This window comes from uncultured Mucilaginibacter sp., assembly GCF_913773635.1.
Classification (GTDB): domain Bacteria; phylum Bacteroidota; class Bacteroidia; order Sphingobacteriales; family Sphingobacteriaceae; genus Mucilaginibacter.
In genome coordinates this window covers 115,001-140,818 of record NZ_CAJYGQ010000005.1, presented here as the reverse complement: position 1 = coordinate 140,818, position 25,818 = coordinate 115,001, and the positions used below count along the sequence as shown (strand labels likewise).

Genomic DNA, 25,818 nt, shown 5'->3' with positions numbered 1-25,818 from the left:
TTTTTGCTAACGATGATTATTTATAACGAAACCTTTGTAGTTGATGCAGGTGCAAGTACCGAGTGGCTGCAATGGATGAAGCAGGAGCATATACCTGCTGCTATGCAAACTGCTTGCTTTACGGAATACCAGATACTTGAGGTTGTTGACTCACCTAATGAAGGGGCCACGTTTTGCATTCAATACAAAACGACTGAGTTAAGCAAATTTGAAGAGTTTAAAAACCAGCATTTGCAGGCTTTACACATTCGCCACCATCAACAATTTGAGAACAGATACGTGCTATTTAACAGCATTATGAAGACCGTTGACTAATAAGTTTTATGAACGTTACCACTACCAACATTGAGGGGCTGCTGATTATTGAGCCCAGGATATTTCCTGATGACCGGGGCTATTTTTATGAAAGCTACAATAAAAATAAGTTTGCAGATGCAGGAATAACAGCTGATTTTGTGCAAGACAATCAATCATTTTCGCATAAGGGCACTTTAAGAGGCTTACACGGGCAGGCAAATCCTTTTGCACAGGGCAAACTGGTAAGGGTTTTACAAGGACGGGTGCTTGATGTAGCGGTTGATATACGTAAAAATTCACCTACGTATGGCCGCCATGTATCGGTAGAATTAAGTGGTGATAATCATAAGCAATTTTGGGTACCACCAGGCTTTTTGCACGGTTTTGTAACGCTTGAAGATAACACAATATTCACCTATAAAGTAACCAACTTTTACGACAAGGCTTCAGAAATTGGAGTGATATGGAACGATCCTACACTTGGCATTGGTTGGGGTATTAATGAAAGTGAGGCATTATTGTCGCCAAAAGATGAGCTTCTACCTGCCTTTGCCGATTTTGTAAGTCCTTTTTAATATTAAAGTATAAAATTCTATAGGCCTGATACATTTAGCTTGGCATTAGCCATAAGCTTAATGTATCAGGCCTATATCAATTTTAGGCAGCATCTCAGTTTTCAATTCTCAAATCTTTTGGCATACGTCCGTTCAATAGAAAGTGCGACCAATTATCGCTGCCATTTGCCTTAGCTACATTTGATGCACGGTTCCAGTTGTATGCTACATACACCTGCTCAATGTTAACGGTTACACCATCGGTACATACAATTGCATATTTTGCATGCGGAGTCATTGATTCCATAGCAAAGCGATGCTCCCCTACGCCTAAATATGCCGGTAAACCAACGCTACCCGGATTTAAAATTATTTTGCCATTACTTAAATATACTAAACGGTTCACATGCGAGTGACCGCATAAAATTATTTTTTGTGTAATGTGTGATGTCTTTGCTATCAACTCATCATCGTTATAAACAAATACACCATTGGGTGTTACCTTTTCCAGCAAGTATTCATTATCGCTGGTTGGTGTACCATGGCAAACAAAAAACACATCATCAAACACGGCGGTTGGGGGAAGGCTTTTTAACCATATAATACTATCCTTAGAAAGCTCGCCCTTTACACGCTCCATATTCTCTTTTTCAGATACTTTGTCCAAGCTCTCAAGTATCTCGCGGTCGGTATTACCGCTTATACTGAACATGGGTGTATTACGAATAATTTGTGCGGAATCTTCCGGCTCTAATGCGCCGAACACATGGTCGCCGAGATTTATAATTGTATTTATTTTTTTTGCTTTAATATCGGCTAAAACGGCCTGCAGGGCCAAACAGTTGCCATGTACATCTGATATGATGGCGTATGCTTTCATAGTGAGTTTGAGTATAGATTAAGTTAGCTAGCTGTAATAAACCTGCTATTACAATTATACGCAAACGAAATATATATTGTTACCTAAGTTAAAACCATACTTACACTCTATAAACGGTAGCGAATAGCATTATCTTTCTTAAACAAAAAGGGCCGATTGTAATAATCAGCCCTTTTTGTAAATTATATCATAACCTAAGGTTACGCCTCTTTATTAATCAAAGGCGCTTTCTTTTTTGTTTCTAAATACAATGCGCCAAATAAAAACAGCACGAGTATTACAGACGCAATTAATGATATTGTTTCGCCGGTATAATATGATGCCGGATGGAAGATAAATTCAATTTTGTGGTTACCTACAGGTATAGCTGCCGCACGCAGTAAATAATCGGCACGGAAAAATGGCTTCTCTTCGTTATCTATCAGCATTTTCCAGCCCTTATCGTAAAATACTTCCGAGAATATAGCAATCTGATCTGTGGTTGAGCCAGACTGGTAAACCAAATGATCAGGACTATAACTGGTTAATTTGATAGTTGCAGCACCGTCAACCCCAGTTGCCTTATCATTAATCATGTTTTTGTATTGCTGATCAACAATAGCTTCATTTTTGGGGTCAAAGCTGCTTATGGCCTGCATTTCTTCATCAGCATTTTTAGCATACTTTATGCTTTTAACAAACCAGGCATTTCCGCAAGCAGTTTGATTGGCCTGCATATTGGCAGCATTTGTTTTAGGATCATTATTAATAATGTACTTGGTATTTAGCATATCCAATACATCCTGATTTATGCTTTTTGTAAACTGATTTTCAATCAATTCCTGATAGCGTTTCAGTTTTGCTGCATGGTAACCACCTATTGATTTGTGAAAATATGATGTGTTTGCATTACTGAACGGATCGCCGCCGGCTAAATCAAATACACGGAAATTAGGATCGGTGTCACGCAATATAAAACCGTCTACTTCACGCTGCTGTGGCTTTATTACATCCTCTTTAGCAACAAAATTTTCGTCTTTAAGGTAACGCTTATCTACTGTCCATAAATCCACAGTTACTAGAATAAGGAAAGCTATTGAGGCAACAGTTGCATTCAGCTTTCCTTTTAATAAAGCAAACAGCACACCGAATGCAAGCGCTATAAATATGAGAGACCTGATAGCATCATGACTGGCTAAGGTACTGCGATCCTGAACAAGGGCGTTGGCAATGGTATTTGCAAAAGGCACATCGCCACCTATGGCCTGCGCAAGTTGGTTAACAAAGCCCTCATGCTCCGGTGATTTAAAGCTTAAGAACAATGTTGGCATTATCCATAATGCTAAACATATACCGCCTGTTATACCGGCTGCTATCATCAACTTCTTCAAAGCATCTTCCTTGTTAGTAGTGGTAATAGCTTCGTGTACTGCCATAAAACCTAATACCGGGAAGCACATTTCAGCAATGGCCAGTATTGAGTCAAGCGCCCTGAACTTATTGTATAGCGGGAAGTAATCAAAAAACAGGTTAGATAAAAGCGGAAAGTTGTGACCGAATGAAAGCAGTATAGTTAAAACTGATGCACCTAACAACCACCATTTTAAACGGCTTTTTACTACCAGCAAACCAAACACAAATAAAAAGCACACAATGGCGCCAAAGTATGTAGGGCCTTCTGTAAAGGGCTTACCACCCCAATATGAAGGCATTTGCTGTGCAAAGCCTTGTGCTTGCTGTGCATCAACACCTTTATCCTGCAATACCTTAACTACTTTAGAGTCGGTACCACCGGCTTCGCCACGGCTTCCGCCTCCGTAGGCGTTAGGCACCAAAAATGTAAAACACTCGCCTATACCCTGGCTCCACTGAAATGCGTAGTCACGGCTTAATCCATTCCATGGTTCGGAAGTATTCTTAGTTAAATTTGATTTACCACGTATCGACTCGTTGCCATATTCATAAGTTGTCCATAGCGAACCTGCATTTACTGCTATTGCCAATGCAGCAGCAGCAGCCAGGTAACCAAAGCTTTTAAAGAACGACTTGGTTTGCTTGGTCTTGAATGCGTGATAAAATTCAATACATACGTAAATTATTAATGCCAGCAGCAGGTAATAAGTCATTTGTATGTGATTAGAGCGAATTTCGACAGCCAGAAAAAATGCAGTAAGTGCCGAACCTAACAGATATTGCCCCCTGAATGCCATAATAATACTGGCAATAAGCGGTGCAAAAAGAGCTATGGCATACACCTGGTTAGCGTGCCCTGCATCAATTAATATGAAGTTGTAAGTTGAAAATGTAAATGCAATGGCCCCGGCAGCGGCAAGCCACGGATTTAAGCGCAATACCGATAACAGGAAATAAGTTCCCATCAGCAATATCAAAACAGTATCAACAGGGTTTGGAAATACGGTTTTTAAAACATCAATAACGTACGTGGTAACATTGCTTGGAAACGGCACCCAAACCTGGAAGGCCGGCATACCGCTAAACATGCTATTGGTCCAAAGCGGCGCTTTACCGGTTTTTTCCTTCACATCCATTATCTCTTTCTGCGTAGCTTGTGCCCGCATAACATCACCCTGATTAAGGGCCTTACCCTGAAACGCAGGTGTAAAGTACACGAAACATATAGCTAAAAAAACTCCGAAGATGGCAAAATGAATGCCATTGCGCTTGAACCAGTTGCTCATTTATCTTTAGGGAAAATTTATTCCCCAAAAATATAAAAATGGCTGATAATAGAAACAGATAGTTTATACGGCTGCAACTGGCTTACAATGCAGTGCCACAACGCCAAGTAAATAATACAGCAATGCCATACCAAGCAAGCTTATGGCATATATTATTTGCGTCTTTTTTTCTTCAAACTCCTCGGTATTACGGCGAATGGTGTAATAGTTGTACCATGCCAAACCAGCCAACCCCACCCACAAAAACCAATGAACACGTTCACAGTTTACACACACTTGTACCAGTAAAGCAAATACTATATAATTAACGGTAGTTAACGATATTAATGACTGCAGGCTATAATGGCGGTCTTTAAAAACACTGTCGGGCTGACCTATCATAACTTATTTTATTTTACTTCTTCATAATCAACAAAATCACCCTCATTATCCGGTATCTGTGATTTTTTCACGGGAGGTACATGATCTATTTTTACTTTGCCTTCGGCACGACGTTCAGATTTATTTTGCTGCTGAAAAGGATTTTGTTGCTGGCCGTATTGCTGCTGAGCCTTATTTACCATACTTTGAAACAGCATTGGCAAAAATATACGCGCCAAACTGCGTATGATGTAAATAACGCAAATACTTATAATAAGAAAACGGATTAACAAATACATTTTAAAACAATTAGTTTACAAATATAAGCTAATAACGTAAAAAATGTTTGTATATGATACCGGGCTGTGCTATTGGTTTGTAATAATCAGTTTGCCTTTTACTGTAGTACTTTGCTACAACGTATTCAAATTTTCAAGGTAAGCCTCGGCCTGCTCCATTATCTTCTGCCGTTCCTCCGGCTTCATCTTTTTTAAATTATTATAAGCCATGCCTATGCGCGGGTTCTTTTCCAGTTTATCGGCATTACGGTCAAAAAAGTTCCAGTAAAGGCTGTTGTATGGGCAAGCCTTTTCGCCATGCTTTTTCTTGTAATCATAGTGGCAGTTTTTGCAGTAATCGCTCATTTTATTGATGTATGCTGCCGATGCTACGTAAGGCTTTGAGGCTATGATACCGCCATCAGCAAACTGACTCATGCCACGCGTATTGGTTATTTCAACCCATTGTATAGCATCAATATAAATACCCAAATACCATGCATCCATATCGTCGGGGCTTATACCTGCAAGTAAACCAAAGTTACCAATAACCATAAGGCGTTGTATGTGGTGCGCCCAAGCTTGGTTAAGCGACTGACCGATGCATTTATTGAGGCAGTTCATTTTAGTGTTACCATCCCAAAACCAGTGAGGTATTTCTGTATGATGCTTAAAAAAGTTCTTTTCATCGTAACCCGGCATTTGGGCCCAGTATACACCCCTCATAAATTCACGCCAGCCTATGATTTGCCTTACAAAGCCTTCTACCTGAGCTATTGAAATGTTATGGCTTTGTTTTTTGTAGTAATCAAGTACGGCACCCACCACCTCAGCCGGCGATATCATTTTTACGTTTTGAGCAAAAGATATTCGCGAGTGAAACAAGCTTATGTGATTTTGAAGCATCGCATCCTCATAGGTGCCAAAGTTTGGAAGTAAGTTTTCACAAAAATAATGCAACACCTTTAAGGCTTCTTTTCTGCTTAGAGGCCATGCAAAATGCTTTGCATCAACGTTTCCAAAATATTTAACCTTTGCCGCGTCTATCATTTCCTTCAACGCCGAAACATCATGATCAAAAGTTAACGGCTCCTGCAGCGGCACCTTCCCATCGTACTTTTTACGGTTATCGGCATCAAAATTCCAACGGTTGTGTAGCGGGTCGTCGCCATCCATTAAAATGTGATGCTTTTGACGCATGCGGCGGTAAAAGCTCTCCATACGGTACCCTTTTCCTCCAAAAAAATCCTTTACGTCGAATCGTTCTGTTAAAAAATGTTCCGTATCGGCCGTTGCTGTTTCAACTTTGAGCTCCTTGCAAAGCATCTTTAGTTGTTCATCAAGCCGGTACTCGTCAGGCAACTGGTACTCAAAGCGCTCAAATTTTTCTTTTTTGATAACCTGTTTGATGTTTTCAGAAAAATCTTGTTTGTTGCCTCTATCGTCAAGTTTAAAGTAAATTACATTATGACCGTTCTGCGTTAGCTGGTGTGCGAAGTTTCGCATGGAGGCAAAGAAGGCCAGTATTTTTTGCACGTGATGCATTACGTATTCCTGCTCCTGCATCACCTCAAGCATTATGTAAGTTACATTGTCGTCAACATTGCTATACCAACTATGCTTGCTGTTTAATTGATCGCCCAGTATTAAGCGTAAAGTTTTGGCCATGCAACATAAACGCCGTTGCAACAAATACTGTTTTGTATTGCTTAGTGCGCTTAGTTGTGTTGTAAGAATATAGGTTAAACAGCTTGTTCCTCTTTCAAAAGTTTCAATGCTTCGGCTGCAACTACTTGTCCCGAAATAATTGCCGGAGGAACTCCGGGTCCGGGTACGGTAAGCTGCCCGGTATACAGCATATTACTTATTTTTTTTGCCCGCATAGCCGGCTTTAAAAAGGCCGTTTGCGCCAAAGTGTTAGCCAAACCGTAAGCATTACCTTTGAATGAATGATAGTCGGCCTTAAAATCGTTCATGGCATAGCTGCGCTTTAAAACTATATTGTCCTTAATACTTTGCCCGGTCACTGCCTCAAACCGGTTAACCATTAAGTCAAAGTATTTTTGGCGCAAGGTATCATCATCATTCAGGCCTGGCGCCAGCGGCATTAGGAAGAACAAATTTTCGCCACCTTCCGGAGCTACAGAACTATCAGTTTTTGATGCACATGACACATAAAAAAGCGGCTTGGTAGGCCATTTAGGTTCTGTGTAAATTTCGTGTGCATGGAGTTCAAAGTCCTCATCAAAAAATAAATTATGGTGTTCAATACCTTCTACCCTCTTATTTAGGCCAATGTAATACAATAAGCTTGAGGGCGACATGGTGCGGGTGTCCCAATATTTTGATGTGTAGTTTCTGTTTTGTTTTGGAATAAGCACCTGATCGGTATGCTCATAATCAGCACCTGATATAACAATATCGGCCGTAAAGTCACCTTGTGTTGTACGCACTAAATTAGCCTTGCCTTGCTTTACATCAATAGCAGTTACCTCTGTATTAAGCTTTATGCTAACACCGTGGCTTTCGGCAATGCTAACCATAGCCTTCACAATTTGATGCATTCCACCCTGCGGATACCAGGTTCCAAGCACCAGGTCGGCATAATTCATCATGCTGTACATTGCAGGGGTATTTTGTGGTGTAGCACCTAAAAACAACACCGGAAACTCCAGTAACTTAATAAGCTTAGGGTTTTTAAAGTATTTGCGCACATGCTTGCTCATGCTGGTAAGCAGTTGTATGCCCAGGCTTTTTTTAAGCAGGCTAAAATCCATGTACTCCGTAATGGAGTGTGATGGTTTAAACACATACTCGCCCATACCAACACGGTATTTATACTCGGCCTGGTTTAAAAACTCGCTTAACGCCTTGCTGCTACCCGGCTCTACACGCTCAAATAAGTTTTTAAGCTTTTGCATATCGGCAGCAACATCAAGATAATCGTTTTTGGCATAGTACACCCTGTAACCCGGATCAAGGCGTTCGAGCTTATAAAAATCAGATGGCTTTTTATTAAACAGGGCAAAGTAATTTTCAAATACATCGGGCATCCAATACCAGCTTGGGCCCATATCAAAAGTAAAACCATCCTGCTGCCATATGCGTGCACGGCCACCCGGTTGATCATTCTTTTCCAGAATAACCACCTCGCAACCTTCTTTTGCTAACAGAGCCGCAGCGGCCAGGCCCGAAAAACCTGCGCCAATAACAATAACCTTCTTTTTACTCATGCCGTGTTTACAAGGGCAAAGTAAGTAAATTGTTTGGGCCCAAAGCCAAACAATTTAGGTTCAAATATGTACATTTGGTGATACTACCTGCTAACCGATGAATTTATTTGACGAGACATGCTTTGAATGCAGCAAAATTATTACCACTAAATACAGTACATCGTTTAGCAAAGGTATCATGGCTTTCGACCGCAAATTTCGTTACCCTATTTATGCCATTTACGGCTTTGTAAGGTATGCTGATGAAATTGTTGACACATTTCATGATTACGATAAAGCAAAACTCATTGCCAGCTTCAGAGTACAAACATTTGAGGCCATAGCACAGCAAATAAGCCTTAACCCGGTTTTGCAGGCTTTTCAGCAGGTGGTTAACCGCTACAATATCGAGCACGAACTCATTGATGCATTTTTGCGATCGATGGAAATGGATTTAGATAAGAAAGCTTACGACAGCAGCACTTATCAAACTTACATTTACGGCTCGGCAGAAGTGGTTGGCTTAATGTGCCTGCACATATTTTGCGAAAACGACAAAGCCATGTATAAGCAATTAGTACCCATGGCGCGCAGTTTGGGTGCAGCTTTTCAAAAGGTGAACTTTTTACGTGATGTAAAGTCAGACTTTGAAGAGCGCGGCCGCACGTACTTTCCCTTTGTTGATTTTAACCGCTTTAATGAAGAGGACAAAAGAGCCATTGAAGCCGATATAGAAAAAGACTTTGATGATGCATTTAAGGGCATAAAGCAACTTCCACGTGGTACGCGTTTGGGTGTTTATGTTGCCTACATTTATTATCGCCAGCTATTCAAAAAAATAAGCCGCACGCCGGCCAATACAATTCTGCAAAAACGTATACGTATTTCTGATACTCATAAAACTGCTTTATATTTCAAGGCAGTTTTGCATCAAAAATTAAACGTTATTTAATGAAGTTTTCCTTTTTCTCCTTTCTATTTATATTATTTGCCGTTCCATTTACTTGCAAGGCCGATGTGCCTGAACCTCAAGTAATCAGGAAACAATTAATACTGGCGCTTGAGAAAAAAAGTTTAACAGATTCTCTTTATAACATTTTAAGCGCCGAGAAAAACAAATCGGCTTTAAACATTTGTTATTTAGGCGTTGTACAGGCCCTTAAAGCAAAGCATGCCTGGAACCCGTATTTCAAGGTAAAGTATTTAAACGATGCCGAAAAGACATTACAAAAGGCGGTAACCGCTCAGCCTGATAACATAGAAATACGCTTTATGCGCTTTTCTATCGAGCACAATGTTCCGGGATTTTTAGGATACAACAAGCATTTGGTGGCCGACAGGGAGGAGATGATTAAGCAACTTAACCGCAAGCATTACACCACGGCTGATGAAAGTGTTGTACGCACGATCATAAAGTTTTTGATTGATTCAAAACGCTGCACACCCCACGAAACCGAAACATTGCATAAACAGTTAGCTGCATTAAAGTGACATACGCATACCTGCTTATTAATTTCCTCACTATCATTTTTCCAATACTGCTATCATTTGATAAGCGGGTTGCCTTTCACAAAAGCTGGAAGTACATATGGCCGGCTATGGGCATAACAGGACTGGTTTTTTTGTTTTGGGACGTGCTATTTACATTGAAAGGTGTATGGTCATTTAACAGCAACTATATCATTGGCATACGCTTTTGGGGCCTCCCCTTAGAGGAAATCTTATTTTTTTTAACTGTGCCTTTTTCATGCATATTCATTTATGCCTGCTTAAATCACTACGTTAAATGGTCGTTACCACAAACTGCAGGTAAAGCTATATCTGTGCTGATTATTATTTTGAGCATTGTGATGCTTGTGATTTATCATGACAGGTTATATACCACCATTACTTTTGGCTTACTGCTTGCCTTGGTAGCAGCTATACAGTTTGGTTATAAACCGGTGTGGTTACCCCGCTTTTACATGGCTTATATAGTGTCGCTATTACCGTTTTATATTGTTAATGGTATACTCACATCCGTACCTATTGTGCTTTATAACAATGCCGAAAATATTGGTAAGCGCGTAGGTACAATACCATTTGAAGATCATTTTTACTCGCTGGCATTGCTGCTTATGAACGTGGCCTTCTTTGAATATTTTAAGAACAAAAGCAAGAGTTTATCATGACTTTGCCGGTATATACACGTTCACAGCTGGCACTGCGCAACGGACAAGACAAGCCACAAATTTGGGTTGCTTACCGAGGAAACATCTATGATGTAGGGAAAAGCCGCTTGTGGCGCGACGGTAAACACTACGAACATTGGGCCGGGCAAGACCTGACCGAAGAATTAGCAGACGCCCCGCACGCTGACGATGTGTTTAAGCGTTTTGATATAGTGGGAATTTTAGGCTAAAAAAAGATGTCATTCCGCAGGCCCATTACCTGCAAAATGACATCTTTCTATCATTTGTATGCTTACAGCTCTATTTCAAACTGGGCAAGGCTCACAAATTCTTTCACCCGGGCAGATACTTCTTCTTGTGTAAGGTTCTTGATCTTCTCGGTACCAAACTTCTCAACGCAGAAGGAAGCCAGTGCCGACCCGAATATAATCGCGTTTTTCATGTTATTGAAGTTAATTGAGCCAACCTTAGCCAGGTAGCCAATAAATCCGCCTGCAAAGGTATCGCCAGCGCCAGTTGGGTCAAACACCTCGGCTAATGGCAAAGCAGGCGCCGAAAACACCTTATCTTCATGAAACAGCAAAGCACCGTGTTCACCTTTTTTTATGATAAGGTATTGGGGGCCCATGGTTAAAATTTTACGGGCTGCTTTCACTAAAGAATACTCACCGCTCAATTGCCTAGCCTCTGCATCGTTTATGGTTAAAACGTCAACCATTTTGATGGTTTCAAGCAAATCATCCAGCGCAATATCCATCCAAAAATTCATCGTATCCATTACAATCAATTTAGGGCGGTTTTTAAGCCGTTTAATAACCGTTTGCTGTACCTGAGGGGTAAGATTACCCAGCATCAAATATTCGCAATCCTGGTACGCTTCAGGTATTATAGGATCAAAGTCAGCAAGTACGTTAAGCTCGGTAGCCAATGTATCGCGGCTATTCATGTCGTTATGGTAACGCCCGCTCCAAAAAAATGATTTTTCACCCTCTTTTATCTGCAGCCCTTCTGTGTTGATATTGTGATTTTCAAAATCTGCAATTTCGCTTTCAGGGAAATCATCGCCTACTACAGCAACAATTTTTACGTTGTTATAAAAGTACGATGCGGCCAAACTGGCATAGGTTGCAGCCCCTCCAACAATTTTATCTGTTTTTCCGAAGGGTGTTTCTATAGCGTCAAATGCCACAGTACCAATGACTAATAAACTCATGTGAAAAATATTTAAATTTTTTTTGTGCAAATATTGTGAAATATCCGGAGAGTTTATACTTTTGCACCACTCCAGACCGGAAAAGATTCCTGAGTAGCTCAGCCGGTTAGAGCATCTGACTGTTAATCAGAGGGTCGCTGGTTCGAGCCCAGCCTCAGGAGCAAGCAAAAAGCCTTTCAGTTTATACTGAGAGGCTTTTTTGTTTTAACTCCAGTTCTTTTAAGCTGCAATTACTCCAGTTATGCACTGGTTAGTTTGTAAATAGTTTGCAAACTAACCAGATCGCTAAAGCAGCCGAAGACCATAATTCAACATTTTATGGTTCAGTTAAAAGTTGGTTACTTGTCTAACAATAAGCATTGTATATGATAATTGTGATTAATCAAATATTTAATGCAACGTTTTATGGTTCTATGTGTCACTTATCACGATGATAACAACGTTACGTAATTTCACACTGTCCGCATGTATTGTGGCTTCACTTGCATGTTTGCGCAAAATTGTTTCGCTACAATCATAACAACCAATTAATTTGTTTCCAAAGAAATACGGTTAGCCGTTGGCATCTAAGCACGATGCAATCAGATAGTTAGCGTATTGAACATATGTATATGCTACCCTCCTTTCTATAATTAAAACTTTACGTTGAAATTTATACAATAGATGAATTATATAGCTACAATTTTTCTTATCCTTTTTTCAGTAAATGCCTTTTCTCAAAAGAATGTAAAGAATACTTATCCCGCACATCAACATGGGAATGCAACCATCCTGATCGATTCATTAATGGCAAAATCCTACGGAAGGGGCTTATTTAATGGGAACGTCCTTGTTGTTAAAAACAAAAAAATTATATATCAAAAATCGTTTGGATTTACAGATGGGACGAAAAAAAACGCTTTAAATAATAAGTCAATATTTAACATTGGTTCTATTGCAAAGGAATTTAATGCCGTTGCCATAATGATGCTAGTTGAACGTCATCGTATTAGTCTTGATGATACGATTTCTAAATTCAATTTTGGATTACCAAAATGGGCAGAAAAAGTTACTATAAGACATCTTATCAATTATGCGAGTGGAATTCCAAGAATCGACCTGTTAGTACCAAAGAACGATGACGAGGCTTGGAAAATTTTAAGAGATAATGATACATTACTTTTTCAACCAGGAAAAAATTATAAGTACGACAATAGCAATGTGTTTTTACAAAGAAGAATCATAGAAAAGGTGACTGGAATATCTTACAAAGAATTTGTTACTAAAAACATTATCAAACCTTTAAAAATGACTAATTCGGTGTTTGATCCGAAATCAGGTTTTAAAAACCGAACATCTTGTTATGATATGGATAACGCCCAATGCCCGGAGATGCAATTCATCAGCGGATGGCTTTGGGTTGATATCAACGATTTGTATAAATGGATTGAAGCCATGAATACGAATAAGCTAATTTCTAAACAATCCTTTCAAACACTACTTGAAAACCCTTATGCAATTAACGAAGGTGGATCACTTGGCAGGTACATTGAAAAGGAAGACCTTCAACGGCACAATGGAGTATCTTATAAATTCGAATCTATTTTTTTAAACGATTTTAAAAATAATGTAATCATCATATTGCTGTCTAATAATTTTAACCGGGTTTGGGATTTGGGATATACTATCCACAATTTGATACTGGGAAACAACTACGAGATTCCTAAAAAATCAATTTATCAAGCTCTCAGAAAGGAGTCCATCAGTGACGTTAATACTGCTATAAACAGCTATTACTCACTTAAAAAGAACTCAAAAGAAGATTACATGTTTGAAAATCCAAGCGAGCTAAATAGACTAGGATATGAACTATTAAGACTAGGAAAGATCAATGCATCTGTAACAGTATTTAAATTGGCTACTGAAGAGTTCCCTAAAAATGCCAACATATTTGATAGTTTAGGAGAAGCTTACTTTACAGACAAACAATACGCGTTAGCTTTAAACAGTTATAAGAAAGCACTGAGCCTTGATGCAAATAGTGAAAACGCAAAAAACATGATAGAAAAAATCAAAAGTTTGGTTGGCAATTAATTTGGATTTGACTCCCGCGTATCTTTAGATTTTCGATGACTTGTATCGAGTTTATCCTGCATGGCGAGCAAGGAGAAAAGCCTTTCAGTGAAAACTGAAAGGCTTTTTGTTTTAAGACGCATAAGCATTTTCAATCAACTTCCGTAGCCATTATTTCCCTCCCAACAATAATTATTATTTGGTGTTATTATTGTTCATTTAAAAGGTCTGCTTATGAGATCAATTTATTTGCTTGGGGTTATAGGTGTGCTTACGGCCTGCAATAACAAAAAACCCACTGCCGTTATTGATAAGGATAGCACAACAACAAGTGCAGCTATAACCACTACGGTTACTAAGCCCCAGGTACATACCGATACGTTGCAATACATTCATTTTGATGGCAATTACGATTATTGGTTTGCTGTATTTATTGATAAGCAAAAAGACACACTGCAACTGGTAGTAGATGATCCACCAAATCCAAAATTCAGAAATAAGCTGGTACAGGTAACATGGTTTACTGATACCCTTACCCAAGCTGGCGACAACGAAAGCAAATACGCCGGAAAGCGGCTAAAGAGTATCCGTCCTATTACCGGTAAAACATTTACCGATTCTGTAACAGAACAAAAAGTGATTAAGGATATTGAAGCTCTGCCCGAAGTTAAAAGCAATGCCGATAAAGTTGCTATTGCCGAACGCCCTACAGATGATAAGGAATATTACCTGGTGGAAACAGGGACACATAATGAAGATAATTTCTCCAGGCTATTTATGTTCCGCGTTTATGTTTATCCTAAATATGAAATTAAGCTCTACGACTTTAATAACGAAAAAGAAATGAGCCTCGACGAATGGCGTAAAAACAAACAGTAAATGTAGCAAAACGAAAAAATGCTTTGGAAGTTAGCCATATTAATTGTATCCGGAGTGGTATTACTTTGCACGCTATACACCGGAAGTAAAGGCAATGGCATAGGCGGCGGGGGATATGATTTGTCTGAATTAGTTTATAGCTGCGTTTACACCCTCTTCGTTGTTTGTTGGAATATATGGATGACTACAGCGCTGTTGATGTCGAAAACAGCGTTAGATAAGCAAAACAATAAAATATTGCTAATTATAGGAGTTATTGTGCTCATCGCCTCTGCAACGTGGTTTTTTAGATTTTTGCGGTAAGAAACCAGCTTTATACGATATATTATTCCCAATTCCCCGGTTATATAACACCAGTGTGTTGAAATCTGTCTTTCAAGTGATCACTTTTTAACGTCAATGCCGATTTCTCTCAGTTAGGCTGGTAATGACATATCAATACACATCAATTCAGTATAAATAGTCATTAAATACTGCTTTAAACCGGATTACAACTGCATTCAACGAAAACTTTTTAACCAGCGCCATACAACAATCTAAATTACATTTCGTATAAAACTGTACCTAATTAATTTAACTGTTGTATGCAAAAAACTCTGCTCTTTGTATTACTTCTGATTGCTGCTGGCTGCAGAAAAGAAGCTGGCTTAGCTCCGCAAGATGATGTTGCACCTATGGCTATAGCTGAAAAAAGATTAGCTACTACCTCCCTTACAAGTATTACCGCTAACGGCTCCATCCCTGCCGGCTTACCCAAACGGGTAGCTTTTGGTATTGAAGGAGACGTATCTCAGCGAGCCAGCTTTATAAATGAGGCTGATTATGTTTATGTTTATTTAGCCGGCGACATATTTTCAAACGGCTGGACAACCTGGAACTGGCCGTCGGGTCAGTACGCGCGTAATTTTCTGAACGGAATTGGTGGCATGGGCAAAGTTCCTGTATTTACTTACTATAATATTGTACCTGCACGCAATCGGTTTCAAGAGCCCGCAACCATCAATTTAAACGACGCCGAATTGATGAGAAAGTATTTTGATGATTTTAAACTCCTGCTTCAAATATGCAAAAGCTATGGCAAAACGGTTGTAATTCATTATGAGCCCGATTTGTTTGGCTACATGCAGATGTTTAAAGATGATGCAACCAAGAGAACAATAAAAGTGAGTCAAAGCAACCATCCCGATGTGCAGGGCTTCAGCAATAATGCCAAGGGTTTAGCGCAGGCAATAGTAAGTATGCGAAACAAGTATGCTCCTAACGTATTGCTGGGATGGCACGCCTCACAATGGTCTACCGGTGTTGATGTAATTGGCAATAAGTATAACCCTGAAGAGCATGCAGGCATAACCGCCAACTATTACAAGTCATTAAACGCTAACTTTGATCTACTTTTTTCTGAGTTCTCAGATCGTGATGCCGGTTTATACCAACTGGTTTACGGACGATTAAACTCGTGGTGGTCAATGGAACCTCGTGCTGATAACGATTACCTGAGCGATTATGACCGCTTTCAACGCTACTTAAAAAAGTTGAATCAGGATTTAGGCAAGAAAATTATTTTGTGGCAAATACCTATGGGCAACACCATAACCGCAAGCTGTAACAGTACTCCGGGTCATTATAAAGATAACAGAGTGCAATACTTTTTACAGCCGGTTATGCAAAACGGTGATAAATCGAAAATTGCACACTACGGCGAAGCGGGAGTTATCGGATTTTTGTTTGGATGGGGCTCGAACGATTGTACCACCTACCTTGATTTAAGAGGCGATGGTGTAACGGCACAAAATGAACCATCCGATGATGACGGAGGCTACCTGCGCAAAGGAATTAAAGACTATTACCAAAAGGGAGTTGTTACGTTACCTTAGTATTTATTTATTCATCGCTTTAAGTAAGCAAAATATAGTAAAGCGATTTTTATAGCTTTGAAGCGCATGAATGCCTAAACGGTTGCGCTTAAACTAGCGTGGTTAATCTGGCTTTTCAAGCCAAATTAACCACGCTTAATGAAGTATACTTTTTTTCAGTTATTTACAGCACTTCTTCTTATAGCAAGCCAGGCTTGTTCACAACAAATTTATTCCAAAGCCTACGGCAACCCTGAAAACCCCGCCATAATCTATATTCATGGTGGGCCAAGAGGTAATGCAACTTTATTTGAAGGCACAACTGCACCATTACTTGCACAAAAAGGGTTTTACGTTATTGCTTATGACCGCCGTGGTGAAGGCCGTTCAAAAGACACAGCAGCCACCATGACTTTTAACGAGACAATTACCGACCTGGATAATTTGATGCAGGAGTATCAATTAAAAACAGCTACCATACTTGGGCACAGCTTTGGGGGTATTGTTGCCACACTTTTTACCAACGCCAGGCCGAAAAGGGTAAAACGACTTATACTGGCAGGTGCATTATTTACTCAACAAGAGACGTATGATCATATACTAAAAAGCACTTCTCAAACTGCTATAGCGAAAAAGGATTCTGCCATGTTGAAGCAGATATCTTATATCAAAACCCTCAATCATAATAGTGCAGAGTTTCGTAAAAAGTGTTACGAGATTGCATCAGCATACGGCTATTTCCGTATGCCTTATTCCACACCACAATCAATACAATTAGAAGCTGACTATAAAAACAGTGAATTCGGCCGCGCTAACATTCGTAATGATCAAGCTCCGCTACTTTTCTAAAAAAACGAGAAGCAGGTAAATATTGACACCAAGCAGATTCTTAGAAACATAAAAACTAAAGGGGTAAAACTATTTGGAATCTATGGTAAGCAGGATAGAATTTTTTCTAACAAGCAACTCCAAGACATACAAAACATCATTGGTCTTAAATACTTTGACACAATTGATAACTGTTCACATTACCCTTTCGTAGATCAACAAAAAATTTTTGTTGACGATGTTGTAAAGTTTATGAGGCTTTAACCTAAAACTTCAATTACACAAATAAAAAGCTTGTAAAGTCTCCTACCCTATTTTACAACGAAAAACTTAAACCTATAATTACCACATGAAATACATCACTTATCGTAAAATATCACTGGCTTTAATTGCCATTATATTGTTTGCCTTAAACGTACGAGCTCAAACTACTATTGACACTACAAAATTTGGGCAGCATCCGCGGTTGCTAATACTTAAAAAGGATGAGGCACAGATTAAGGCGCTGTTAAAGCAAGATACGCTTTGGCTTAACGTACACAAAAGTATTATTACCGAGTGCGAAGACATGCTTACAGCTAAAGTACAGGAACGCATTGTTACCGGAAGAAGGCTGCTAAGCGTATCTCGTGAAGCCCTGCGCAGAATATTCTTTTTATCATACGCGTGGCGCATTACCAATGAAGATAAATACTTGAAGCGTGCTGAAGAAGAAATGCTGGCTGTAAGTAATTTTACAGATTGGAACCCGAGTCATTTTTTAGATGTGGCTGAGATGAGCCTGGCAGTTGCCATTGGTTATGATTGGTTGTACAACGGCCTGTCACCAAAATCACGAACCATAATTAGCGAAGCCATTATAACAAAAGGGCTCGAACCCTCACTTAACAGCAAGTATAACAGCTGGCTGCAGGCAACCAACAACTGGAACCAGGTTTGTAACACCGGTTTAAGCTACGGCGCTATCGCTATCTATGAGCGTAATTCATCGTTGGCAAAAAACATATTAAACCGCGCTGTTAGCACTATACAAAAGCCAATGAAAGAGTATGCTCCTGACGGTGGCTATAAAGAAGGCTACAGTTATTGGGGCTACGGCACATCATTCAATGTGTTTTTTATAAGCGCAATGGAAAAGCTTTTTGGTACCAACTTTGGTTTGAAAAGCCAACCAGGCTTTATGAATACCGGTACTTTTTATGAGTTTCTTACAGGTCCATCAGGTATACCATTTAACTACTCAGATGCGGGTGGAATTGAAGGCTTGCAACCGGCCATGTTTTGGTTTGCCAATCAACTTAAAGATCCATCCCTTCTGTTTGTTGAAAAAACCTACCTGCAAACAAAAAAGTTTAACGCAAAAAGTAATCGCATTTTGCCTGCTGCTATTATTTGGGCAGGCACAACAAACATAAGTGCTGCAAAGCCGCCTGTAAACAAAATATGGCAAGGCAAAGGTGCAAACCAGGTTGCCATTATGCGTACCGACTGGCGCAGGCAAAAGGGCATATACGCCGGCTTTAAAGGCGGCAGTCCGTCAGAGAGCCATGGGCACATGGATATCGGCTCTTTTGTGGCCGATTTTGAGGGCAACCGCTGGTCTGCTGATTTAGGCATGGAGCAGTACAACTCACTTGAATCGGCAGGGTTAAGCATATGGGAGATGGGGCAAAACTCGCAACGATGGGATGTATTCAGATACGCAAATTTTTCGCACAGTACACTTACAGTTAACGGCCACAAGCAAGATGTTAAGGGCGAGGCAAAAATTATAAAGTCGTCTGACAAGCCTAAGTTTATGTACGCTGTAATGGATATTACACCTGCCTACAAAGAAGATTTACAAAAGGCAGAGCGTGGCGTTGCCATTGTTAATAATGAATATATGCTTATTAGTGATGAAGTTGAAACCGGAAGCAAAGAATGCATGATAAGATGGGCAATGCTTACTCCGGCAAGTGTGGCATCAATTAAAGGCAATGAGCTTACCCTGCAGCAAAACGGCAAGCAAATGCACCTAAAGGTTGAAGGAATTGAGGGTATTGAACTTCAAACATGGAGTACAGCTCCTCCTCATAGCTACGATGCCGCTAACCCGGGTACCGCGCTGGTAGGTTTTGAAACCAGAGTTAATGCCAATAGTAAAAAAGCATTTAAGGTTTATTTGATTCCGGCAGGTATCAAAATCACTAATAACACTCCTGCATTACTTAGTAATTGGTAACAGTAAAGAAAAAGGCAAGCAATACATCGTGTTGCCTATAAAACAAAAGAAGCACCACTGCAATGCAACGGTGCTTCTTTTGTTTGGATTGAAACCTTATTACTCGGCTTTAACCTTTTCAGCTTTGGTCAAAATTTCACCAAGCTTGGCATCCAGCGCGTCGCCACGTAAGTTTTTAGCTATTACTTTACCATTTGGATCTAATAAAAAGTTTTGTGGTATGGCACGTACACCCCAGGCTTTGGCAACCTCGTTATCCCAAAACTTTAAATCAGATACATGAGTCCAGGTTAAGCCGTCTTTTTTAATGGCAGCTAACCATTTATCTTTTGCATCCGGACGATCTAATGAAACGCCTAATACCGTAAAGTTACGATCTTTGTATTTATTAAAATTACGCACTACGTTAGGGTTTTCCTGGCGGCAAGGACCACACCATGATGCCCATAAATCAACAAGCACATATTTACCACGGAAAGATGATAACTTAACCATAGCACCGGTGGTATCGGCCATGGCAAATTCAGGAGCCACAGCACCAATTGCCACAACTTTCATTTTAGCTAATTGATCGCCCAGCTTCTTGCCGCTTTCACTGTCTTTAACCGATGGTGCAAGAGCAGCATACAAAGGGGCAATTTCGGCATAGTCCATTCCGTAAGCCATGTTACCAATTAAATTTAAGCTGATTAATGACTTAGGGTATTGCTTAACAAACTTTCTGCTAATTATGTCAGACTGCTCGTCGGCCTTTTTCTCCATTGCCTCCATTTCCTTTTTAAACTCAGGTTTTTGTCTGTCGGCAGCAGGAGTTGCTTTAGCCTTTGCGTTCATTTCGGCATATAAAGCAGTAACGGGTTTATTCATTACTTTATATGCTTCATTTTCGGCATTTGTTGGTGTACCTGTAACGGTTGCTGTACCCAATGAATCGGCCGTGTTGGTGATGTTAATTACGCCGCTTTCAAAATAAATTTGCTGGTAATCGCGTACCTTGTTCATGCCGTCGCCCTTTTTGCTCAATAATACGTAGCCCTGGCTCGGAGCAGCCACAGTTCCTTTAAACTCAAACTCGCCGTTTTTAACCATTGCCGAGTCAACTACAAGTTTTCCGTCTTTACGGTATTGAACGTAAGCTTTTGCAGGAGCATCCACTTTACCAATTTTACCTTTTACGGTAAAGGCACCGGTTTGTGCCATAGTTGCCACCGGAAGCGCGGCAAGGGCAGTTAATAGTATTTTTTTCATGGGGGTAATATTTTGTAGTCCGAATAAGGATTTAGTTAATTACAAATCTAAACTTCTCAGGTTCAAATACAAGCAATTAACAATATTTATCATATGCTTAATTATTACAACACACTCGTGTTTTTGCCGCTAAAAGCACCTTAATCCTGACACAAATTAGTTTTAATTAGCAACTCATTAGCCTTTAAGCACAAAAAATCTTAAATTGCCAGCCTTACTTTTTTAATCATCAGGCCATGACTACAGAAACGCTTGACATCAAGATAACGAAAAACACCCAATCGCGCCTGGCTCAAACAGATTTTAGCCAGCTGACCTTTGGCCACACTTTTACCGACCACATGCTGGTGGCTGATTATGCCGACGGTGAATGGAAGAATTTTGAAATTTTACCTTACGGTCCTATTGCGTTAAGCCCGGCTATTTCATCATTACACTATGGTCAGGCATTTTTTGAAGGATTAAAAGCATACCGCCATGCCGATGGCAACGTATCGGTATTCCGCCCTGACAAGAATGCTGCACGTTTCAATAAATCGGCCGAGCGTTTATGCGCACCTGAGTTACCGGTTGATATGTTTATACAAAGCATTGCCGCACTGGTTGACGTAGAGCGCGACTGGGTGCCGGCAGCCGATGGATATTCATTATACATTCGTCCGTTTATGTTTGCCACCGACCCTTATTTGGGTGTGGTGCCATCAAACACTTATAAATTCATTGTACTAACCTGCCCGGTTGGGCCTTACTTTACCAAGCCTTTACGTGTAAAGTTTGAAACCAAATATACTCGTGCTGCCGAAGGTGGCTTTGGTTTTGCCAAGGCAGCCGGAAACTATGCAGGCTCAATGCTGCCAAGCCGTAAAGCAGTTGAGGAAGGTTTTGACCAAATGATCTGGACCGACTCAAAAGAGCATCAGTATGCCGAAGAGCTTGGTGCTGCAAACGTTATGTTTTTAATTGATGGCAAGTTAGTAACCCCATCAACCCGTGATACCATTTTAGATGGTGTAACCCGTGATACGGTTATTGCTTTAGCTAAAGACTGGGGTATTACCGTAGAAGAGCGCCGTGTACCTATAACCGAAATTGTTGAAGCCGCACGCAGCGGTAAACTTACTGATGCATTTGGAGCAGGCACTGCTGCTACTATTGCTCCTATTGGTGCAATTAATTACGAGGGCGAAGAGTTAACGCTGAGCGATCCGGCAAGCCGTGAATTTTCAAAAAAATTACTGAATTCGTTAAATGATATACGTTACGGACGTGCGGCAGATACGCATAGCTGGAACTATATGATATAATTTAACACCTGCAGAATAGAATTTACAAAGCGCATCTTTCTTTGAAAGATGCGCTTTGTTTTTATGTTCTATTTGTTCGCAACTACGGCTTTAAACTGAGGTCAACGTTTTAAAACGTAAATGTTACAATCATTTTATAGCCCTTATTTTATATTTAACTTCTTGATTTATAAACCAATAAAAACTTGTCAAGATTTTATACTAAAATGAGAACATCGTATAAGTTTGCAGTAGCAGGTTTGTTTGCACTTGCATTTTCATCAAACGCACAGCGCGTAAATGCGCAGGAGCAAGGACAAATTCCCCCACATCCTCCCCGTTTACCCGAAACCGCTATACCGGCATTTCCAGGCGCATGGGGCGGCGGCATGTTTACCACCGGCGGCCGAGGTGGTAAAGTTATTACCGTAACTAACCTGAATGATAGTGGTGCCGGCAGTCTACGCGCTGCTTTAGCAGCCGAAGGTCCACGCATTATAGTCTTTCGTGTGGCAGGTACTATCAAAATAGATAAGGACCTTGACATTAATAGTCCCGATATTACCATTGCAGGTCAATCGGCCCCCGGAGATGGTATTTGCATAGCGGGCACATTAAATATTAATACATACAATGTAATCATACGTCACCTTCGCGTTCGCCGTGGCGTGCCGGTTGGCGGTCAGGGCGACGATAATATTGGCGGTATCCCTTATCATCATATCATTATTGATCACTGTTCAACCAGTTGGGGTATGGATGAAAATATATCGCTTTACAGGCATATGAGGCCATCATTTGACGGCAAAACGCAAATTAAAGACCCGGCCGAAAACATCACCATTCAATGGACAATTTCGAGCGAGGCGTTAGATGCTAAAGGGCATGCGTTTGGAGGTACCTGGGGTGGCAATCCATCAACATTTCACCATAACTTGCTGGCAAGCAATACAGCGCGTAATCCATCAATAGGTATGTCGGGCGCTTTTGATCTTCGTAATAATGTTATTTTCAACTGGCGTCATCGGTCAATCGACGGCGGCGACGAAACTTCATTAATCAACATCATAAATAATTATTTTAAACCAGGGCCCGCAACTAATGATGATATGCGCAGTGTATTTGCCCGTATTGAACAAAGAAGCCAATACTCACCGGGAAGCGCCTGGGCAGAGGGCGGGTGGTTCCCTAAGGCCCCGGTTAGGCCGGGCAAATGGTATGTTGCCGGCAACATTATGGATGGCAACAAGGAGGCTACTAATAACAACTGGGAAGGTATGCGCGCCAAAGGAGCTAACCAGAACGAAGACGACATAAAGAAACTGGCTCGCGTAAACACACCGTTTGAAGGATGGCCGGTTGCTCCGCATCAAACCGCCGAAGCTGCGTTTGAATCTGTTCTGGCTAAAGCTGGCGCAACCCTGCCAAAACGTGACGCGGTTGACAAACGCGTTACCGAAATGGTACGTACCGGTAAAACCACCACTAAAACCGGTATTATTAAAGATATTGCTGAGGTTGGTGGCTATCCTGTACTAAGCTTTAAACCATCGCAGGTTCTTAAAGATACCGACGGAGACGGCATGCCCGATGACTGGGAAGTAAAAAATGGCCTGAACCCTAAAGATGCAAAAGACGGCGCTTTAGACAGCGACGGTGATGGGTATACTAATGTTGAGGAGTTTTTGAACGGCACTAATCCTAAAGAAAAAATCAACTATCGTAACCTGGCAAACAATGTTGATGTTATCAGTTAACAATCACCGTATAAATAAAAGAGGCTTTACAATTTGTAAAGCCTCTTTTATTTAATCTTCTTTCTCATCTTTAAGCGGCACTACCAATACCGGTACATCAGCATTGCGTACAACATCTTCGGCCACACTGCCCATAAACAAACGGTCAAACCCGCTACGGTGATGTGTTCCAAGGATAATCAAGCCTGCATTAAACTGCGCTGCACAACTGATGATAGCATCTGCCGCCGCACCATGGTCTGTGTATTGAGTAACCTCTATACCTTCACCATATTTCTGTGTAATGCGGTTAAGTAAACTATCGGCCGATTGGTTTTGAGCTGATACCATATCAAGGGCCGTAACATCGGCGGTACCTTCAAACGGCAAACCAAAGGTAGTATCAGTCATGGGTGATACCGGGGCAATAACCGGTTCAATTATATTTACAATAGCCACCGCTGCGCCAAGTTTACGCGCCAGGCCAAATCCGTAAGCTGCTGCATGATCAGAATATTTACTTTCGTCTACCCCAATCAAAATCCTGTTAATTTCCATATATATTAAGGCTTAATGGTTTTCTTATATAAACAGGCAAAACACGATATGTTTTTTAGAACGGAGTAAAGAATACAGAATTGAGATCACATACAGCTGCTTTTTAGCTGCTAATTCCTACTCTCTTGAATCCTCACACTGTACTTTTTTATTCTCTTAATAGAGTAACCTGAATTTTATAGTGTGTTCAATATTTTTAAGCTCGCTTAATACCTGCTCATCATAACCTGCATCAACATCGGTAATTACGTAACCAATTTTTGAATTGGTTACCAAAAACTCACCCGCAATGTTAATATTGTGGCGTGCAAATACCTCGTTGATTTTGGCAAGTATACCCGGCACGTTTTTATGGATGTGTATTAACCGGTGTGCGTTATTTATACGCGGCGGCTGCAAATCAGGGAAATTACAGCTGGTGTGGGTTTTACCCTCGTTCATAAAAGCAATTACACGCTTTGGTAAAAAGTCGGCATTGCGGGGGTTATGCTTCGGGTCGTCAAATATAATGATACCGTTTTCGCAGGCAGCATCTATAATCTTGCGGTTATTTACCTTTCCAAAGCAGCCAATAACTTTTAACCTGCCTGCATTTTGCAGTTGCTCGGGCGTAGGTTGATGTGCTTCATCGCAAAACAAAATACCGGCTTCCTGCAAGTATTCTGCTTTAATTTCATCATGATGACGGATGTTATATCCTTCCTTACGCATTTGTGACAGCGCTTCATCTTCAACATTACCCACAACCAAACACTTTATACGGTTTTTGGGATATGATATAGCGCGCGGCAGCCTGTTAATGTATAAGAATTCATCCAGGCTTGGCGTAACGTGATCTGCCTTCTCAACTACCGATTTACGCTCAATATTTTCAGTGAAAGCGAAAAACTTCTTAATAAGGCCCGATTCCTTCAACTGAAAATCGGAGTAACCATCACCTATACCAAAAATATCACCCTGCAGGTTTAATTCCTTCAATAGTTTAACCTTACCGCCTTCTTGTGAAAGCGGGTTTTTGCGGTCATAACCTATGATGTTGCCTTCAGCATCAAATTCAAAATCGTTGGCGTAAATATTTTCCTTTTTAATATGATACTCACTTACCACCGGCGTAATAAACTCTTTAAACCCACCCGATACAATCAATACCTCTTCCTGGTGGTTTTTGAAGAAAACGTTATTGCGTGAAAACGATGGTGAAACCTTTTTACGGAGATGTTTAACCAGCAAATCGAGGTGGCTGCGGTTTGCTTTAAGCAATTTGATACGCCCCTCCAAACTATCGGCAAATGAAAGCTTACCTTCCATTGCTAAGTTCGTAAGATCCTCAATTTTTTGGTATACTTCTTCGCGGCCCGGATGGTCTTTAAGGCTTATGCGTGCTAACTCGTCGAGCGCTTCAACCTGCGTAAAAGTGCTATCAAAATCAATTATATAATACTGGCCCATGGTTGCGGGCAAATATAGTTTTTTTGTTGATTGATTGTTACGCAGAGTGGTTGATAAGTAATTGA

At 40.5% G+C, this 25,818-nt stretch carries 24 protein-coding genes and 1 tRNA gene; 15 read left to right on the top strand and 10 right to left on the bottom strand.

Annotation, left to right across the window (positions count from 1 at the left end):
• Window positions 1-12: 12 nt before the first annotated feature.
• Complete coding sequence (locus QZ407_RS04300; protein ID WP_295767937.1) at window positions 13-315, top strand: DUF4286 family protein; 303 nt, start codon at window positions 13-15, stop codon at window positions 313-315.
• Between the two features lie 8 nt (window positions 316-323).
• Window positions 324-872 (top strand): dTDP-4-dehydrorhamnose 3,5-epimerase, encoded by a 549-nt coding sequence (gene rfbC, locus QZ407_RS04295; protein ID WP_295767935.1) that lies wholly within the window; start codon window positions 324-326, stop codon window positions 870-872.
• Between the two features lie 94 nt (window positions 873-966).
• Here rfbC and QZ407_RS04290 read toward each other — a convergent pair whose 3' ends face one another.
• From QZ407_RS04290 to crtI, 6 genes are all read right to left on the bottom strand, one after another.
• Entirely contained in the window at window positions 967-1,731 is a 765-nt protein-coding gene (locus QZ407_RS04290; protein ID WP_295767933.1) for a metallophosphoesterase family protein, read from the bottom strand.
• Between the two features lie 200 nt (window positions 1,732-1,931).
• A complete protein-coding gene (locus QZ407_RS04285) occupies window positions 1,932-4,409 on the bottom strand; it encodes a YfhO family protein (RefSeq protein WP_295767931.1) in 2,478 nt (825 codons plus the stop codon).
• A 63-nt stretch (window positions 4,410-4,472) separates the two neighbouring features.
• Entirely contained in the window at window positions 4,473-4,790 is a 318-nt protein-coding gene (locus tag QZ407_RS04280; RefSeq protein ID WP_295767928.1) for a hypothetical protein, read from the bottom strand.
• Window positions 4,791-4,798: 8 nt separating this feature from the next.
• Window positions 4,799-5,068 carry a DUF4834 family protein gene (locus tag QZ407_RS04275; protein ID WP_295767926.1) on the bottom strand — a complete coding sequence of 90 codons (270 nt, stop codon included), beginning with the start codon at window positions 5,066-5,068 and terminating at the stop codon, window positions 4,799-4,801.
• 114 nt (window positions 5,069-5,182) lie between these two features.
• Window positions 5,183-6,715, bottom strand: coding sequence for a cryptochrome/photolyase family protein (locus QZ407_RS04270; RefSeq protein ID WP_295767924.1), 1,533 nt, complete (start codon window positions 6,713-6,715; stop codon window positions 5,183-5,185).
• Between the two features lie 74 nt (window positions 6,716-6,789).
• Window positions 6,790-8,280, bottom strand: a complete 1,491-nt coding sequence (gene crtI / locus QZ407_RS04265) for a phytoene desaturase family protein (RefSeq protein WP_295767923.1) — start codon at window positions 8,278-8,280, stop codon at window positions 6,790-6,792.
• A gap of 97 nt (window positions 8,281-8,377) precedes the next feature.
• On the opposite strand from crtI, the gene QZ407_RS04260 reads away from it, so the two are divergent.
• Genes QZ407_RS04260 through QZ407_RS04245 form a run of 4 tightly spaced genes read left to right on the top strand, consistent with a single transcriptional unit; the run spans window position 8,378 to window position 10,660 of the window.
• Window positions 8,378-9,211 (top strand): phytoene/squalene synthase family protein, encoded by an 834-nt coding sequence (locus QZ407_RS04260; RefSeq protein WP_295767921.1) that lies wholly within the window; start codon window positions 8,378-8,380, stop codon window positions 9,209-9,211.
• Window positions 9,211-9,750, top strand: a complete 540-nt coding sequence (locus tag QZ407_RS04255) for a hypothetical protein (RefSeq protein WP_295767919.1) — start codon at window positions 9,211-9,213, stop codon at window positions 9,748-9,750. Before QZ407_RS04260 ends, QZ407_RS04255 begins: the two co-directional genes overlap by 1 nt.
• Window positions 9,747-10,430 (top strand): lycopene cyclase domain-containing protein, encoded by a 684-nt coding sequence (locus QZ407_RS04250; protein WP_295767917.1) that lies wholly within the window; start codon window positions 9,747-9,749, stop codon window positions 10,428-10,430. Before QZ407_RS04255 ends, QZ407_RS04250 begins: the two co-directional genes overlap by 4 nt.
• Window positions 10,427-10,660, top strand: a complete 234-nt coding sequence (locus tag QZ407_RS04245) for a cytochrome b5 domain-containing protein (protein ID WP_157540022.1) — start codon at window positions 10,427-10,429, stop codon at window positions 10,658-10,660. The genes QZ407_RS04250 and QZ407_RS04245 overlap by 4 nt, the downstream gene beginning before the upstream one ends.
• A 62-nt stretch (window positions 10,661-10,722) precedes the next feature.
• Here the strand turns inward: QZ407_RS04245 and QZ407_RS04240 are convergent, their stop codons facing one another.
• Window positions 10,723-11,643 (bottom strand): PfkB family carbohydrate kinase, encoded by a 921-nt coding sequence (locus tag QZ407_RS04240; protein WP_295767914.1) that lies wholly within the window; start codon window positions 11,641-11,643, stop codon window positions 10,723-10,725.
• Window positions 11,644-11,730: 87 nt separating this feature from the next.
• Between QZ407_RS04240 and QZ407_RS04235 the strand changes: the two genes are divergently transcribed.
• The 7 genes from QZ407_RS04235 to QZ407_RS04205 all read left to right on the top strand — a co-directional run bounded on the left by QZ407_RS04235 (window position 11,731) and on the right by QZ407_RS04205 (window position 19,479).
• A tRNA-Asn gene (locus QZ407_RS04235) sits at window positions 11,731-11,804 on the top strand.
• 502 nt (window positions 11,805-12,306) lie between these two features.
• Window positions 12,307-13,716, top strand: a complete 1,410-nt coding sequence (locus QZ407_RS04230; RefSeq protein ID WP_295767913.1) for a serine hydrolase — start codon at window positions 12,307-12,309, stop codon at window positions 13,714-13,716.
• A 213-nt stretch (window positions 13,717-13,929) separates the two neighbouring features.
• Window positions 13,930-14,574: a hypothetical protein gene (locus QZ407_RS04225; protein WP_295767911.1), complete on the top strand. Its 645-nt coding sequence runs from the start codon at window positions 13,930-13,932 to the stop codon at window positions 14,572-14,574.
• An 18-nt stretch (window positions 14,575-14,592) separates the two neighbouring features.
• A complete protein-coding gene (locus QZ407_RS04220) occupies window positions 14,593-14,877 on the top strand; it encodes a hypothetical protein (protein WP_295767908.1) in 285 nt (94 codons plus the stop codon).
• Window positions 14,878-15,158: 281 nt separating this feature from the next.
• Complete coding sequence (locus tag QZ407_RS04215; protein WP_295767905.1) at window positions 15,159-16,448, top strand: hypothetical protein; 1,290 nt, start codon at window positions 15,159-15,161, stop codon at window positions 16,446-16,448.
• Window positions 16,449-16,586: 138 nt separating this feature from the next.
• Entirely contained in the window at window positions 16,587-17,276 is a 690-nt protein-coding gene (locus tag QZ407_RS04210; protein WP_295767902.1) for an alpha/beta hydrolase, read from the top strand.
• Between the two features lie 328 nt (window positions 17,277-17,604).
• Window positions 17,605-19,479 carry a heparinase II/III family protein gene (locus QZ407_RS04205; RefSeq protein ID WP_295767900.1) on the top strand — a complete coding sequence of 625 codons (1,875 nt, stop codon included), beginning with the start codon at window positions 17,605-17,607 and terminating at the stop codon, window positions 19,477-19,479.
• 99 nt (window positions 19,480-19,578) lie between these two features.
• Here QZ407_RS04205 and QZ407_RS04200 read toward each other — a convergent pair whose 3' ends face one another.
• The gene (locus QZ407_RS04200; protein ID WP_295767898.1) at window positions 19,579-20,727 is read right to left on the bottom strand and encodes a TlpA disulfide reductase family protein; all 1,149 of its coding nucleotides are present in this window, start codon (window positions 20,725-20,727) and stop codon (window positions 19,579-19,581) included.
• A gap of 236 nt (window positions 20,728-20,963) precedes the next feature.
• On the opposite strand from QZ407_RS04200, the gene QZ407_RS04195 reads away from it, so the two are divergent.
• Both QZ407_RS04195 and QZ407_RS04190 read left to right on the top strand, forming a co-directional pair.
• Window positions 20,964-22,031, top strand: coding sequence for a branched-chain amino acid aminotransferase (locus QZ407_RS04195; protein ID WP_295767894.1), 1,068 nt, complete (start codon window positions 20,964-20,966; stop codon window positions 22,029-22,031).
• A 206-nt stretch (window positions 22,032-22,237) separates the two neighbouring features.
• Window positions 22,238-23,767 carry a polysaccharide lyase gene (locus QZ407_RS04190; protein WP_295767891.1) on the top strand — a complete coding sequence of 510 codons (1,530 nt, stop codon included), beginning with the start codon at window positions 22,238-22,240 and terminating at the stop codon, window positions 23,765-23,767.
• A gap of 51 nt (window positions 23,768-23,818) precedes the next feature.
• Here the strand turns inward: QZ407_RS04190 and QZ407_RS04185 are convergent, their stop codons facing one another.
• Together QZ407_RS04185 and QZ407_RS04180 are read right to left on the bottom strand one after the other, a co-directional pair.
• A complete protein-coding gene (locus QZ407_RS04185) occupies window positions 23,819-24,304 on the bottom strand; it encodes a universal stress protein (RefSeq protein ID WP_295767888.1) in 486 nt (161 codons plus the stop codon).
• Between the two features lie 156 nt (window positions 24,305-24,460).
• Complete coding sequence (locus tag QZ407_RS04180; protein ID WP_295767885.1) at window positions 24,461-25,753, bottom strand: HAD-IB family phosphatase; 1,293 nt, start codon at window positions 25,751-25,753, stop codon at window positions 24,461-24,463.
• Between the last annotated feature and the right edge of the window lie 65 nt (window positions 25,754-25,818).

Bases quoted from the DNA above. Each gene is read 5' to 3' on its own strand.
- QZ407_RS04300 (WP_295767937.1), top strand. From the start codon at position 13: ATGATTATTTATAACGAAACCTTTGTAGTTGATGCAGGTGCAAGTACC.
- rfbC (WP_295767935.1), top strand. From the start codon at position 324: ATGAACGTTACCACTACCAACATTGAGGGGCTGCTGATTATTGAGCCC.
- QZ407_RS04290 (WP_295767933.1), bottom strand. From the start codon at position 1,731: ATGAAAGCATACGCCATCATATCAGATGTACATGGCAACTGTTTGGCC.
- QZ407_RS04285 (WP_295767931.1), bottom strand. From the start codon at position 4,409: ATGAGCAACTGGTTCAAGCGCAATGGCATTCATTTTGCCATCTTCGGA.
- QZ407_RS04280 (WP_295767928.1), bottom strand. From the start codon at position 4,790: ATGATAGGTCAGCCCGACAGTGTTTTTAAAGACCGCCATTATAGCCTG.
- QZ407_RS04275 (WP_295767926.1), bottom strand. From the start codon at position 5,068: ATGTATTTGTTAATCCGTTTTCTTATTATAAGTATTTGCGTTATTTAC.
- QZ407_RS04270 (WP_295767924.1), bottom strand. From the start codon at position 6,715: ATGGCCAAAACTTTACGCTTAATACTGGGCGATCAATTAAACAGCAAG.
- crtI (WP_295767923.1), bottom strand. From the start codon at position 8,280: ATGAGTAAAAAGAAGGTTATTGTTATTGGCGCAGGTTTTTCGGGCCTG.
- QZ407_RS04260 (WP_295767921.1), top strand. From the start codon at position 8,378: ATGAATTTATTTGACGAGACATGCTTTGAATGCAGCAAAATTATTACC.
- QZ407_RS04255 (WP_295767919.1), top strand. From the start codon at position 9,211: ATGAAGTTTTCCTTTTTCTCCTTTCTATTTATATTATTTGCCGTTCCA.
- QZ407_RS04245 (WP_157540022.1), top strand. From the start codon at position 10,427: ATGACTTTGCCGGTATATACACGTTCACAGCTGGCACTGCGCAACGGA.
- QZ407_RS04240 (WP_295767914.1), bottom strand. From the start codon at position 11,643: ATGAGTTTATTAGTCATTGGTACTGTGGCATTTGACGCTATAGAAACA.
- QZ407_RS04230 (WP_295767913.1), top strand. From the start codon at position 12,307: ATGAATTATATAGCTACAATTTTTCTTATCCTTTTTTCAGTAAATGCC.
- QZ407_RS04225 (WP_295767911.1), top strand. From the start codon at position 13,930: ATGAGATCAATTTATTTGCTTGGGGTTATAGGTGTGCTTACGGCCTGC.
- QZ407_RS04220 (WP_295767908.1), top strand. From the start codon at position 14,593: ATGCTTTGGAAGTTAGCCATATTAATTGTATCCGGAGTGGTATTACTT.
- QZ407_RS04215 (WP_295767905.1), top strand. From the start codon at position 15,159: ATGCAAAAAACTCTGCTCTTTGTATTACTTCTGATTGCTGCTGGCTGC.
- QZ407_RS04210 (WP_295767902.1), top strand. From the start codon at position 16,587: ATGAAGTATACTTTTTTTCAGTTATTTACAGCACTTCTTCTTATAGCA.
- QZ407_RS04205 (WP_295767900.1), top strand. From the start codon at position 17,605: ATGAAATACATCACTTATCGTAAAATATCACTGGCTTTAATTGCCATT.
- QZ407_RS04200 (WP_295767898.1), bottom strand. From the start codon at position 20,727: ATGAAAAAAATACTATTAACTGCCCTTGCCGCGCTTCCGGTGGCAACT.
- QZ407_RS04195 (WP_295767894.1), top strand. From the start codon at position 20,964: ATGACTACAGAAACGCTTGACATCAAGATAACGAAAAACACCCAATCG.
- QZ407_RS04190 (WP_295767891.1), top strand. From the start codon at position 22,238: ATGAGAACATCGTATAAGTTTGCAGTAGCAGGTTTGTTTGCACTTGCA.
- QZ407_RS04185 (WP_295767888.1), bottom strand. From the start codon at position 24,304: ATGGAAATTAACAGGATTTTGATTGGGGTAGACGAAAGTAAATATTCT.
- QZ407_RS04180 (WP_295767885.1), bottom strand. From the start codon at position 25,753: ATGGGCCAGTATTATATAATTGATTTTGATAGCACTTTTACGCAGGTT.